General features: G+C 62.5%; 11 protein-coding genes and 1 tRNA gene. 9 read left to right on the forward strand and 3 right to left on the reverse strand.

Going from position 1 to position 12,803, the window contains the following annotated elements; genetic code table 11:
- Positions 1-145 precede the first annotated feature (145 nt).
- Genes betI through betB form a run of 5 tightly spaced genes read left to right on the forward strand, consistent with a single transcriptional unit; the run spans position 146 to position 6,413 of the window.
- Positions 146-742 (forward strand): choline-binding transcriptional repressor BetI, encoded by a 597-nt coding sequence (gene betI, locus NKI99_RS04270; protein ID WP_352441317.1) that lies wholly within the window; start codon positions 146-148, stop codon positions 740-742.
- Positions 732-2,258, forward strand: a complete 1,527-nt coding sequence (gene betC, locus NKI99_RS04275) for a choline-sulfatase (RefSeq protein WP_352609881.1) — start codon at positions 732-734, stop codon at positions 2,256-2,258. Before betI ends, betC begins: the two co-directional genes overlap by 11 nt.
- Positions 2,258-3,259 (forward strand): threonine/serine dehydratase family protein, encoded by a 1,002-nt coding sequence (locus NKI99_RS04280; protein ID WP_352441319.1) that lies wholly within the window; start codon positions 2,258-2,260, stop codon positions 3,257-3,259. Before betC ends, NKI99_RS04280 begins: the two co-directional genes overlap by 1 nt.
- Positions 3,252-4,904, forward strand: a complete 1,653-nt coding sequence (betA, locus tag NKI99_RS04285; RefSeq protein WP_352609883.1) for a choline dehydrogenase — start codon at positions 3,252-3,254, stop codon at positions 4,902-4,904. The genes NKI99_RS04280 and betA overlap by 8 nt, the downstream gene beginning before the upstream one ends.
- A gap of 45 nt (positions 4,905-4,949) precedes the next feature.
- Entirely contained in the window at positions 4,950-6,413 is a 1,464-nt protein-coding gene (gene betB / locus NKI99_RS04290) for a betaine-aldehyde dehydrogenase (protein WP_352609884.1), read from the forward strand.
- A gap of 23 nt (positions 6,414-6,436) precedes the next feature.
- Here the strand turns inward: betB and NKI99_RS04295 are convergent, their stop codons facing one another.
- Positions 6,437-8,674 carry a mannose-1-phosphate guanylyltransferase/mannose-6-phosphate isomerase gene (locus NKI99_RS04295; RefSeq protein WP_352609885.1) on the reverse strand — a complete coding sequence of 746 codons (2,238 nt, stop codon included), beginning with the start codon at positions 8,672-8,674 and terminating at the stop codon, positions 6,437-6,439.
- An 11-nt stretch (positions 8,675-8,685) separates the two neighbouring features.
- On the reverse strand, positions 8,686-10,206 hold the full coding sequence (locus NKI99_RS04300) for a phosphomannomutase/phosphoglucomutase (RefSeq protein ID WP_023812760.1): 1,521 nt from the start codon (positions 10,204-10,206) through the stop codon (positions 8,686-8,688).
- Positions 10,207-10,406: 200 nt separating this feature from the next.
- Between NKI99_RS04300 and NKI99_RS04305 the strand changes: the two genes are divergently transcribed.
- Positions 10,407-10,483 (forward strand) — tRNA-Pro (locus tag NKI99_RS04305).
- 442 nt (positions 10,484-10,925) lie between these two features.
- On the opposite strand, the gene NKI99_RS04310 is transcribed toward NKI99_RS04305, so the two are convergent.
- Positions 10,926-11,387, reverse strand: a complete 462-nt coding sequence (locus NKI99_RS04310) for a hypothetical protein (RefSeq protein WP_352609886.1) — start codon at positions 11,385-11,387, stop codon at positions 10,926-10,928.
- Between the two features lie 182 nt (positions 11,388-11,569).
- Here NKI99_RS04310 and NKI99_RS04315 point away from each other — a divergent pair, with 182 nt between their 5' ends.
- The 3 genes from NKI99_RS04315 to NKI99_RS04325 all read left to right on the forward strand — a co-directional run bounded on the left by NKI99_RS04315 (position 11,570) and on the right by NKI99_RS04325 (position 12,800).
- Positions 11,570-11,785, forward strand: coding sequence for a hypothetical protein (locus NKI99_RS04315; protein WP_023808493.1), 216 nt, complete (start codon positions 11,570-11,572; stop codon positions 11,783-11,785).
- A gap of 6 nt (positions 11,786-11,791) precedes the next feature.
- A complete protein-coding gene (locus NKI99_RS04320) occupies positions 11,792-12,232 on the forward strand; it encodes a hypothetical protein (RefSeq protein WP_023808494.1) in 441 nt (146 codons plus the stop codon).
- Between the two features lie 223 nt (positions 12,233-12,455).
- A complete protein-coding gene (locus NKI99_RS04325; RefSeq protein ID WP_023808495.1) occupies positions 12,456-12,800 on the forward strand; it encodes a hypothetical protein in 345 nt (114 codons plus the stop codon).
- Positions 12,801-12,803 lie beyond the last annotated feature (3 nt).

Consider the following 12,803-nt stretch of genomic DNA (forward strand, 5'->3'; position numbering starts at 1 on the left):
CTATTGTTCAAATATAAACAATCCTGCTCGCCTCGTGAAGGGCTGGGAGCAGACAATCGCTTGGTACAGGCGACGCCAGTGCTGATTTTTTTGTTGATTGACCCGTCAATAAAAAATAATCCTACTCGAAAGGGATCATTGCAAGATGCCGAAAATCGGAATGGAACCGCTGCGCCGCAAGGCGCTTATCGACGCGACGATCTCGGCGATCGGCGAGCGCGGCTCGCTCGACGTGACCATGTCCGAAATCGCCGGGCGCGCAGGGGTTTCGTCGGCCCTTGCCCATCACTATTTCGGCGCCAAGGACGAGCTGCTGCTGGCAACGATGCGCCACATCCTGGCCGAACTGACCGCCGACACGTTGCGCGCCCTTGGTTCGGCCAATACCGCGCGCGAGCGCGTCTCGGCGGTGGTCGCCGTCAACTTCTCCGACATCCAGTTCCAGCCGGAAACCATCGCCGCCTGGCTCGCCTTCTATGTCGAGGCGCAGAAATCATCGGCGTTGCGCCGACTGCTCAGGGTCTATGCGCGGCGACTGCATTCGAACCTGATGAGCGGGCTTGTCGGCATCTTGCCCAGAGCCGAAGCCGACCGCGCCGCCGAAGCGACAGCGGCGATGATCGACGGGCTCTACATCAGGCGGGCGCTGAAAGACGGCGTGCCCGATGCTGCGACCGCGATCGCGCTGGTCGAGGACTATCTCGAAACAAAACTCGGCGAGCGGCGCAAAAGTGACAATTAAGCGAAATTTTCTGATCGTCATGGTCGACCAGCTCAACGGAACCCTGTTTCCGGACGGCCCGGCGGAGTTTCTGCACACACCGCATCTGAAAGCGTTGGCCGCGCGTTCGGCGCGCTTTGCCAACAACTACACGGCCTCGCCGCTCTGCGCGCCAGGGCGTGCTTCGTTCATGAGCGGACAGTTGCCGTCGCGCACCGGCGTCTATGACAATGCGGCCGAATTCGCCTCATCGATCCCCACCTTTGCCCATCATCTGCGCGCCGCCGGCTACTACACCTGCCTGTCGGGCAAAATGCATTTCGTCGGGCCGGACCAGTTGCACGGTTTCGAGGAGCGGCTGACGACCGACATCTACCCTGCCGATTTCGGCTGGACGCCGGACTACCGCAAGCCCGGCGAGCGTATCGACTGGTGGTATCACAATCTGGGCTCGGTGACCGGCGCCGGCGTTGCCGAGATCACCAACCAGATGGAGTATGACGACGAGGTCGTGTTCCTGGCCACACAGAAGCTCTATCAGCTTTCGCGCGAACAGGACGATGCGAGCCATCGGCCCTGGTGCCTCACCGTCTCGCTGTCGCACCCGCACGATCCCTATGTCGCGCGCAAGCAATATTGGGATCTCTATGAGTATTGCCAGGCGCTGGATCCGGAAACCGGGTTCATCGCGCATGACGAGCAGGATGCGCATTCGCAGCGGCTGTACCACGCCAGCGACTATCCTTCTTTCGAGATCACGCCGGAACAGGTGCGTCGTTCGCGGCAGGGCTATTTCGCCAACATCTCCTATGTCGACGACAAGCTGGGCGAGATCCTGGATGTTCTCGAGCGCACCCGCATGGCCGACGACACAATCATCCTGTTCTGCTCGGACCACGGCGACATGCTCGGCGAGCGCGGCCTGTGGTTCAAGATGAGCTTCTTCGAGGGCTCGGCGCGGGTGCCGCTGATGATTGCGGGCAAGGGTGTGCCGGCCGGGCTGATCGAAACGCCGGTTTCCAATCTCGACGTGGCACCGACGCTTTGCGACCTCGCCGGCATCGACATCGCCGCGATCGCGCCGTGGACCGACGGCCAGTCGCTGCTGCCGCTCACCGAGGGCATTGAGCGCACCGCGCCGGTGTTGATGGAGTATGCCGCCGAAGGGTCCAACGCGCCTTTGGTGGCGATCCGCGACGGCAGATACAAATTCGTCCATTGCGAATTCGATCCGCCGCAACTGTTCGATCTCGAAGCCGATCCGCTCGAACGGGACAATCTGGCCGACGACGCGGCCAATGCGGACCTAGTGGCGGTATTCATGGACAAGGTCCAGGCGCGCTGGGACATGGCCGGCTTCGACGCCGCTGTCCGCGAAAGCCAGGCGCGCCGCTGGGTCGTCTATCCGGCGCTGCGCAACGGCGCCTATTACCCCTGGGATTTCCAGCCGCTGCAAAAAGCGTCCGAGCGTTACATGCGCAATCACATGAACCTAGACAATCTCGAAGAGAGCAAAAGGTATCCGCGAGGCGAATGATGTCAGACCTTCTCGTCCCCTCCCTCGACCATCTCAAGCAGGCCTATGCCGTCACATCCAGGGCGACGCAGATCACGCCGCTGCTGGAATCGACGGCACTGGCCCGCGAGACGGGTGCGGCCCGCGTCTTCATCAAGCCGGAATCGCTGCAATGGGCCGGCTCGTTCAAGGTGCGCGGTGCCTATTGGCGGCTGAAGCAGCTTTCAGCTGACGAAGCGAAGAAGGGCGTCGTCGCCTACTCCTCCGGCAATTTCGCGCAAGGGCTGGCGGCCGCCGGCCAAGCGCTTGCCATTCCGGTCACCATCGTCATGCCGATCGACGCACCGGCCGCCAAGCGCGACGCCACGGCAGGCTATGGCGCTCGTGTCGTGCTGACCGACCACGGCGAGCGCGCACGTGAGGAAGTCGCGGCCGCCAAGGCACGCGAGATCGCCGAGACCGAGGGGCTGGCGCTGCTGCATCCATTCGACGATCCGGAGATCGTCGCCGGCCAGGCGGGCGCCGGCCTCGAAGCGCTCGACCAACTCGAAGCCAAAGGTGCCAGCGCTGATCTTTTGTTCTGCTCGGTCGGCGGCGGCGGACTGATCGGCGGCGTTTCGCTTGCCTTCCACTATCTGTCGCCCGCCACTGAGATCATCGGCGTCGAACCGGAAGGTTTCAACGGCATGGGCTCGTCGCTGGCGCATGGCGCCATCGAGACGATGCCAATCGGGCCGAAATCGATCTGCGACGGACTGATGTCGCGACGGCCAGGCGACGCGCCGTTTGCCGCGGTCAAGACCGCGGGTGTTCGCGGCATCACCGTCGACGACGCGTCTGTCCGCCGGGCGATGCGGATCGCGTTCGAGCGCATGAAGCTGGTGCTCGAACCGTCCGGCGCCGCCTCGCTGGCGGCACTGCTCGGCGGCGAGGTGGATGTGGCGGGCAAAACCGTCCTGGTTGTGGCTACCGGCGGCAATGTCTCGCTCGCCGACTTTATGGCGCATATGAACCATGCTTGAAGCAGATTTCGTCATCATCGGCTCCGGCTCGTCCGGCTCGGCCATGGCCTATCGCCTGTCGGAGGACGGCAAGCATTCGGTCATCGTCATCGAATTCGGCGGGACCGATATCGGGCCGCTGATCCAGATGCCGTCGGCACTGTCGATCCCGCTCAACATGAGCCTCTACGACTGGGGCTTTGCCAGCGAGCCGGAGCCGCATCTCGGCGGCCGCGTGCTGGCGACGCCGCGCGGCAAGGTCATCGGCGGCTCGTCTTCGATCAACGGCATGGTCTATGTGCGCGGCCATGCCCGCGACTTCGACCATTGGGCCGAAGAGGGTGCGGCCGGCTGGAGCTTCGCCGACGTGCTCCCCTATTTCAAGCGCATGGAGGACTCGGATGGCGGCGAGGATGGCTGGCGCGGTCACGGCGGGCCGCTGCATGTGCAGCGCGGCTCGCGTAAAAATCCGCTCTACGGCGCCTTCGTCGAGGCTGGCCGCCAGGCCGGGTTCGAGCTGACCGACGACTATAACGGCTCCAAGCAGGAAGGTTTTGGGCCGATGGAGCAGACCATCAGTGGCGGTCGCCGCTGGTCGGCGGCATCGGCCTATCTGAAACCGGCGCTGAAGCGCAAAAATGTGAGTCTGGTCAAGGGCTTTGCGCGGCGGGTGATCATCGAGAATCAACGCGCCATCGGCGTCGAGATCGAAGCTCACAAAAAGATTCAGGTCGTTAAGGCGCGACGTGAGGTGATCGTCGCCGCCTCGTCGATCAATTCGCCCAAGATCCTGATGCTGTCCGGCATCGGCCCGGCCGAGCATTTGCGCGAAAACGGCATTGCCGTGGTGGCCGACAGACCCGGCGTCGGCCGCAATTTGCAGGACCATATGGAGCTCTACATCCAGCAGGAATCATTGCTGCCGATCACGCTCAATTCGGTGCTGAATCCGTTCTCGAAAGCGCTCATCGGCGCGCAGTGGCTGTTCCTCAAGACCGGGCTTGGCGCCACCAACCATTTCGAAGCGGCGGCCTTCGTGCGCTCGCGCGCCGGCGTCGACTACCCCGATATCCAGTACCATTTCATCCCTGCGGCTGTCCGTTATGACGGCAAGGCGGCGGCCAAGTCGCACGGCTTCCAGGCGCATGTCGGGCCGATGCGCTCGAAGTCGCGCGGCTCGGTGACGCTGCGCTCGCCGGACCCGAAATCGAAGCCGGTGATCCACTTCAACTACATGTCGCATCCTGACGACTGGGCGGAGTTCCGCCACTGCATCCGGCTGACGCGCGAGATCTTCGGCCAGTCGGCGTTCGACCCCTATCGGGGCAAGGAAATATCGCCTGGCAGCCACGTGCAGTCGGACGACGATCTCGACATCTTCATCAGGGATCACGCAGAGAGCGCCTACCATCCTTGCGGCACCTGCAAGATGGGCCGCGCCGACGACATGATGAGTGTCGTCGATCCGGAGTGCCGGGTCATCGGCGTCGAAGGATTGCGGGTCGCCGATTCCTCGATCTTCCCGCGCGTCACCAACGGCAATCTCAATGGGCCCTCGATCATGACCGGCGAAAAGGCTTCCGACCACATCCTTGGCCGCACGCCGCTGGCGCCGTCCAACCAGGAACCATGGATCAATCCGCGCTGGCAGGTCGCGGATCGATAGGGCATTGTCGAACGGACTTGGTAGCGAATACATCTGGAGAAAACCATGCGCGCCCAGCCCACGGCATCGCACTATGTCAATGGACGCTACATCGAGGACGAAGGCGGCGCGCCGCTGCCGGTCATCTATCCGGCAACCGGTGAGACCATCGCCATGCTACGTTCGGCGACGCCGAACGTGCTGGAGCTCGCCGTCGAGGCAGCGCGGGCGGCGCAGCCCGCTTGGGCGCGGCTGAAACCGGTCGAGCGCGGGCGCATCCTGCGCCGCGCCGCCGACATATTGCGCGCCCGAAATGCCGACCTCGCCCGCATCGAGACGTTGGACACCGGCAAGGCGATCCAGGAAACGCTGGTGGCGGACGCGCCTTCCGCCGCGGACTGCCTTGAATATTTCGGCGGCGCCGTCGCCGCCTACAATGGCGAGTCGGTCGATCTCGGCGGACCCTTCGCCTACACAAGGCGCGAAGCGCTCGGCGTCTGTGTCGGCATCGGCGCCTGGAACTATCCGATCCAGATCGCCGGCTGGAAATCGGCACCGGCACTCGCCATGGGCAATGCCATGGTGTTCAAGCCATCGGAAAACACGCCGCTTTCAGCACTCGCACTGGCGGAGATCTACAGCGAGGCCGGGCTGCCCGACGGCTTGTTCAACGTCGTGCAGGGCTATGGCGATGTCGGCGCCGGGCTTGTCGGCCACGATGTCGTCGCCAAGGTGTCGGTGACCGGTTCGGTGCTGACCGGCCGCAAGGTGCTGTCGCTGGCCGGCTCGAAAATGAAGCACGCGACGATGGAGCTTGGCGGCAAGTCGCCGCTGATCGTCTTCGACGATGCCGACATCGAGAACGCCATTGGCGGCGCCATGCTCGGCAATTTCTATTCGACCGGACAGATCTGCTCCAACGGCACGCGCGTCTTCGTGCAGAGCGGCATCCACGACCGCTTCGTCGAGCGCCTTGTCGAGCGAACCAAAAAAATCCGCATCGGCGACCCGCTCGACCCCGAAACCCAGATGGGCCCGTTGGTCTCCAGGGCGCAGCACGACAAGGTGGTCGGCTATATCGAAATCGGCAAGCAGGACGGAGCTGTTCTCGCCTGCGGCGGCAACGTGCCTTCGTTGCAAGGTTTTCAGGGCGGTTTCTTCGTCGAGCCGACGGTGTTCACCGGCGTCACCGATGGCATGCGCATCGCCCGTGAAGAAATTTTCGGACCAGTGATGAGCGTGCTGAAATTCGATGGCGAGGACGAGGTGATCGACCGCGCCAACGACACCGAGTTCGGCCTCGCTGCCGGCGTCTTCACGCGCGACCTGCCGCGCGCCCACCGCGTCATCGCCGAGTTGCAGGCTGGCACCTGCTGGATCAACGCCTACAATCTGACGCCGGTGGAAATCCCGTTCGGCGGCTTCAAGCAGTCAGGCATCGGACGTGAGAATTCACTGGCGGCACTGGCACTCTATTCGCAGCTGAAGTCGGTGTATGTCGAGACTGGGGATGTAGCGAGCCCGTATTGAGAGGCCGGCCTCTCAATACGGGCTCATCCCTTCTCCACCGTCCCATCAAGATACTGCGTCAGCGCGCAGACCAGATGATAGAAGATGCTGGCAGGAACGTCCGATGCCAGCGAGCGGCCGCGCTCGTCGATGCGATCGATCCACAGGCCGAGCGGCGCCGGGTCGATGTGCCAGCGGAACAGCCGGCCGACGCGCGCTTCGATTTCCGGCTTGAGATCGGGGCCGCCAGAGCCATCCAGCGCGATCGCCGCCTTCACGGCTTCGGCCTGCGGCCAACTGCGGGATATCAGGTCGAGCGGCAGGCCTTGCCTGGAGACGGCGCCATAGGCAAGCCCGGTGGCGCGGTTGAGGCCATTGGCAGTGGCCGACGCGTAAAGTTTTCGGGCAAAGCCGCTCAACTCGGCCTGGCCGCTACGCCCGGCGAAATCTACCAGCAAAGAGGCCCATTCGAAATGGTGGCCGGGCTCGGTCCATGACCCTTTCTCGCCGGTGGAGGGTTTCCATTCGGCATCGAAATACTCGCCAAGCGTCCAGCTTTCCGGATCGAAGAAATGACTGCGGAAGAGGTCGATGATACGTGCCGCGCGCCGCAGATGGGCGCGCTCGCCGGTCGCCTGGTGCCAGGCGAGAAAGGCCTCGAGCAGGTGCATATGCGGGTTGGAGCGGCGCTCGCCTTTGCCGTCCGATGTCTCAAGAAAGCCGGTCATGCGGCTGTCTTCGAGATGCGCATCGAGAAAGGCGAAGGTTTCCTCGCCGAGGCGCAAGGCGTCGGGATTGCCTGACATATGCGCATGCGCCAGTGCCAGGAGCACGCAGGAATGATCGTAGGCATCCTCGGTGGCGTCGGCGACCGAACCGTCGACATTCAGCGTGCGAACCCAGCCGCCTTTGTCGGTGCGGCCCTTGCCGGCCATGAAGGCGATGCCGTGGCTGATCAACCGATCGGCCGGGCCGTCCCAGCCGCGCGCCCGGGCGACGGCGAAAGCATAGACCTGTCTTGCCATGGTGCGCATGCGCTTGGGCTTCATCAACGGCGAGGCGTCCAGGCCGAGCGCTTCGTGAAAGCCGCCATGGCGTTCGTCGACCCCCGATGTCGACCACAGCGGCAAGGTCTCCTGAAACAGCCAGTGATGCACGCGCCGGCGCCAGGCGCCGCTTTCGATGACGCGGTCATGCGCCGGCGTGAACCTGGTTTCCAGGCGACCCGATTTTTCGAGCTGCTCGACGATCTTCTTGACGTGTTGACTGTGGCTGACCGGGGCAACGAAGGTGGCATCCGATGTCGAAACGATGGCGATGTCCTTCATGCCGATCGCCGACAGCAGGCGGCCGTCGCTGCGAATGTAGGAATTCTCGCAATCGATGGCGACGACATCGCCGATGATGACATTGCCCCGGTCGTCGGCGGGGCCGACATCGAGCAGCGACTGCCACGAGCCGAGATCGTTCCAGCGGAAGCCGGCCGGCACCATGGCGATGTCTTTTGCCCGCTCCATGATGGCGTAGTCGATCGAATTCGACGGAATGGCGGCGTAGAGTTCCAGCGGCATGTAAAGGCCGGACAGATCCGATGTCGCTGCCTTGTAGGCTGCTTCGGTGGCCTGCCAGATATCCGGCTGCAACGCTATGAAGGCGTCACGCATGGTGCGGGCGCGAAACAGGAAGATGCCGGTGTTCCAGTAGAAATTTCCGGCCTTGAGATAGCTCTGCGCAGTCGCAATATCCGGCTTTTCGACGAAGCGCGACACGTCGAAGGTGCCGCCGCTTTCGGCCGCGACCTCGATATAGCCATAGCCGGTCTCTGGTTGCGTCGGCTTGATGCCGAACACCACCAGCCTGCCGACGCGCGCAGCCTCGGTGCCGGCTTCGACGCTCTGCCAAAACTGGCGCGGGGTCGATATCTCATGGTCAGACGGCACCACCAGCACCAGGCTGTCGCCGAACTCGGACAGTGTGCGCAGCGTCGCCAGTGCGACGGCGGCGGCTGTGTTGCGCCCGGTCGGCTCGAACAGCGGACCGCCGCCGGCGAGGTCGAGACCAGCAAGATCGGCGTGAACGCGATCAGCATGGCGCTCCGCGGCGATCAGGAAGATCGGCGTTCCGCCTTCCAGCCGGGCGGTCAGCCGACGCAAGGTCTTGGCCAGCATCGAGCCGTCGCCGGACAGATCGTGGAACTGCTTGGGGTTGTCCTCGCGCGACAGCGGCCACAGCCGCGAGCCGACGCCACCGCTCATGACAAAACTGACGATCCGCTCGGTCATTCAACTACCATTCAAAAGGTCTGGTTGTAGGCGCCCACCTCGGAGCTGCGGCGCAGCACGGCGTCGACAGCCTCGAACATCTCCCGTCGACGCTGCGACGACACCGGGCTTTCGACCACCACGACCAGTTCCGGTTTGTTCGACGAGGCGCGCACCAGCCCCCAGGTGCCGTCATCGGCGACGACGCGCACGCCGTTGACGGTGATGAGGTCTGCGATCTTCTGCCCAGCGAAAACCCTTCCATCCCGCTTCATGGCCTGAAAGTCGGCAACCACCCGTTCGACCACACCATACTTCACCTCGTCCGCGCAGTGCGGCGACATGGTCGGCGTGCCAAAGGTCAGCGGCAGCGCGCGATAAAGATCGGCCATCGAACTGCCCGGGCTGCGATCCAGCATCTGGCAGATGGCGATGGCGGTGACCAGGCCGTCGTCATATCCGCGCCCGATCGGCGGATTGAAAAAGAAATGACCCGACTTTTCGAAACCGGCGACAGCACCGAGTTCGGCGACGCGGCGCTTGATGTAGGAATGGCCGGTTTTCCAATAGTCAGTGACGGCGCCATTGGCGCGCAGCATTGCGTCGGTATGGAACAGGCCGGTCGATTTGACGTCGACGACGAAGGTCGAGTTGGGATGCTGGCTGGAAATATCCCTTGCCAGCATCACACCGACCTTGTCGGCAAAAATTTCATTGCCTTCATTGTCCACGACACCGCAGCGGTCGCCATCGCCGTCGAAGCCAAGGCCGATGTCGGCGCCTGATGCCAGCACCTTGTCCCGGATGGCATGCAGCATCCGCATGTCCTCGGGATTGGGATTGTAGCGCGGAAATGTATGGTCGAGCTCGACGTCGAGCGCGATGACCTCGCAGCCGATGCGCTGCAACGCTTGCGGCGCGAAGGCGCCGGCGGTGCCATTGCCGCAGGCTGCGACCACTTTCAGTTTTCGGGCGATGCGCTTGTCGCGGGTCAGATCGTCGAGATAGGTCGCGCGAAAGTCGCGGATGAAATCGTAGGAGCCGCCGCCGACAAGGTCAAAATCGCCGGACAGCACGATTGCTTTCAGCGCGCTCATCTCTTCCGGGCCGAAGGTCAGCGGCCGCGCCGCACCCATCTTGACGCCGGTCCAGCCATTTTCGTTGTGCGAAGCGGTGACCATGGCGACCGAGGGCGTATCCAAAGCGAACTGAGCGAAATACGCCATCGGCGACAACGCCAGTCCGATGTCCCTCACCCGTGCGCCTGCAGCCATCAAACCGGACACCAGGGCCAGTTTGATCGACAGCGAATAGGAGCGGAAATCATGCCCGGTGACGATATCGGGACCGGCGCCGAGACGGCGGATCAGCGTACCAAGCCCCATGCCGAGCGCCTGGACGCCGATCAGATTGAGTTCCGGTCGTTGCGCGGAGCCGGGATGGCCGAACCACCAGCGCGCATCATATTCGCGAAAGCCGGATGGCTTGATCAGCGCTTCGGTTTCGAATTCGAAACTGTTGGGCCGGGCGTCGCCAACGATGCTGAAGGACAAGACTGGAAACTCCGAATGGCCGAAATTACGAATTGTCGAGGGCTGCGGCTTAGCACACAAGGCTTTAAGCCACGTTTATTCCGGAAGGGAATCCGGGCCTTTCGGGCAATGCTCGACGAAAGCCGACGAAATGCGACAGAAGTGCCGCCGTGCCGCTTGCAGGAACCAAGTGTGGCGGCTATAAGCCCGCGGTCTGGTCACGGAGTGTAGCGCAGCCTGGTAGCGCACCTCGTTCGGGACGAGGGGGTCGCAGGTTCAAATCCTGCCACTCCGACCAGAGAAAACAAAGAGTTAACGCATCCCGACTTCGGCGCTCCACCTGCCCCTCAAGCGAGATTACTCGCGTCCCCCGCCAGTCGGATGGGCGAATTTCTATTCGCCGTGCCTCTGTGACCCGGCCGACAGCGATGCCTGTTGCACTGGACAGTAACCAGTCAACCGGCCGCCTGATGCCTTCATGCGTGCGCTCGCGGACAGTTTCGGGTAAACATCCCGACTGGTACGCGCGTCCCCCTCAGCGGAGGCCAAAAAAGCTCAAGATCGCTATCACGATGACCACAGCTCCAACGAGCCAAATGATATTGTTCATGATCTCTCTCCTGTTGCCTGGGAAGCCCGCGCCTCTGGCAGAGAACGCGGGCCGACCAGCCTTTGCCGACTGATCCGCAGCAGACACCAAATCGTGATCCCGGCTGCGGGAAATAAACCATCAGGCACGCCTAATGTTCCGCCGTTTGACGAGATCCAGCGATGACCAGTGAACGTTCGGGTCGATGCCGGACGACCGGAACCAAAGCGATCAGGGGCAGTTTATCCAATGAAGGGCTAATTAAGAAAATGGAGAAACTGCAATGAAAACAATGATCATGTGCGCGTTGGCGCTTTCCCTTGGACTGCCCGTTGTGGCTTCGGCAGCCGAAGCCGATGTGGTTGTTAGAACCCATCATCGACATCACGAAAGCGTCAAGATCATCAACGAAGACGGTCAGCGCTTGCACCACCGCCGCCATGGTACCGTAGCGTTCTATGACCATGGGCGCCGGCATCATCACCGCGATACTGTTGTCGTGACAGGTTCCGTCTCCACCCACCGTCACCACCATCGGCACCATCCCGTTGTGATCGAAAACGACGGGTACTGATCGCAGATCTCCGGCCCGATTCTTGATGAGTCGGGCCACGAAAGGCCTTTTGGCACGCATCCTGGGTCATGCTTTGGCGGCGCCGTCGGCAAGACCATTGCGGCCCACGACCAGACTTAGGTCCGACCCCTCCCCGACCGAAGTCCAGGGTTGGAAACGTTTGCCCTTGCCCCAAATTCGAGTGGCGGGCAAAAAATGATCAATGAACTATGAGCAGCAGCATGTCGAACCGTGAGACCAAGAAATCCTATGCCCTGAGCATGCGCATGACAGAGATCAAAGCCAGGATGCCGGAAGCCCAGATTACCGAAGACGAGATGAAGACCTTCCAGAAGGTCGCAGCCATCATGGAGGGCGGCGAGGGCCCAATCGAGGTTGACGATCTGATTGCCGCGTCATTCCTCACCGAGACGACGCTGAACAGCCAGAAGCGTTAAGCGACCATGCCGACGATTTGCAGACTTTTTGATTCCCCCGTCGATGCGGCGCGGGTCGCCAGCGACTTGGTGGCAGCCGGAATTCCTCGCGTACAGATCGCGATCATCGGGCCTTACAATGACGAGGCGGGATCTCTTCGGGTTTCCGCTTTGGGATCGTTATTTGGCGCTGCCGCCGGCGGGTTGGTCTGCCTGAGTGCCGTTGCGGCCTATGGCATCAATCCTGTTGCTGCGGGCGTATTGCCAACAGCGGTGGCTGGCGCGGTCTGTGGCGGCGTTGCCGGTCTGTTTGGAACATTCGCCACGGCCGCCATAAAGGCGGATGATCAGGAGGTTGCCGAAGGGGTCGTTCTGGTGACGGCGCATGTCGATGAAAATGACGCCGACATCGCTCAGACAGTGCTCGGCGGTTGCCCCCCGTCGAGGTTCGTGGCCGAGGCAGCGTAGGAAAGGCCGCCCCGACGTCGCCGGAACCGGTACTCTCCGTTTGCCAGCGATTGAGCCCAACACTCGGCAGATAGCAATTCCAGTGACTGAGATGTTCCTGCGTCGGCCGCAAAGGCCGGGCCCAGTGGGAGGTTTCTTCGAGGCCGCATATTTTGACGAAAAGGTCTGTCGGTCTTAGGGTCGTGAACTTGATGGAGTCAGTGAACGGCGGGCCGAGTGCGACATGAATTTGAATTCAACCACAGCCTCGCCCTTGATTCTCGTGATGACGCTGGTTCTCGTCGCTGGCTGTTCATCGCTCGGCAGAACCGTCGATCCAGCGAAATACGATTCGATGACGTGCACCGACCTCAACAGGGCGATGGGAGACGTCGCCCGTGACATCTCGCAAACGGCAATCACGCGCGGCAAGGTCGCCAACACCAATGTTCCACGCTGGCTGCTCGGCGGCTCACGCGTGAAGACCGCGGTGGCCAACCGTGAAACAGCCAGGATCGACCGGCTCAAGCAGCAACAGGATGCCATTGCCGCTGTGCGAGCACGCAAGTGCCCGAGCTCCACAAATTGAGCG

Origin of the sequence: Mesorhizobium sp. M0239 (assembly GCF_040321815.1) — a bacterium.
Taxonomy (GTDB): domain Bacteria; phylum Pseudomonadota; class Alphaproteobacteria; order Rhizobiales; family Rhizobiaceae; genus Mesorhizobium.

Bases quoted from the DNA above. Each gene is read 5' to 3' on its own strand.
- betI (WP_352441317.1), top strand. From the start codon at position 146: ATGCCGAAAATCGGAATGGAACCGCTGCGCCGCAAGGCGCTTATCGAC.
- NKI99_RS04280 (WP_352441319.1), top strand. From the start codon at position 2,258: ATGTCAGACCTTCTCGTCCCCTCCCTCGACCATCTCAAGCAGGCCTAT.
- betA (WP_352609883.1), top strand. From the start codon at position 3,252: ATGCTTGAAGCAGATTTCGTCATCATCGGCTCCGGCTCGTCCGGCTCG.
- betB (WP_352609884.1), top strand. From the start codon at position 4,950: ATGCGCGCCCAGCCCACGGCATCGCACTATGTCAATGGACGCTACATC.
- NKI99_RS04295 (WP_352609885.1), bottom strand. From the start codon at position 8,674: ATGACCGAGCGGATCGTCAGTTTTGTCATGAGCGGTGGCGTCGGCTCG.
- NKI99_RS04315 (WP_023808493.1), top strand. From the start codon at position 11,570: ATGTCGAACCGTGAGACCAAGAAATCCTATGCCCTGAGCATGCGCATG.
- NKI99_RS04320 (WP_023808494.1), top strand. From the start codon at position 11,792: ATGCCGACGATTTGCAGACTTTTTGATTCCCCCGTCGATGCGGCGCGG.
- NKI99_RS04325 (WP_023808495.1), top strand. From the start codon at position 12,456: ATGAATTTGAATTCAACCACAGCCTCGCCCTTGATTCTCGTGATGACG.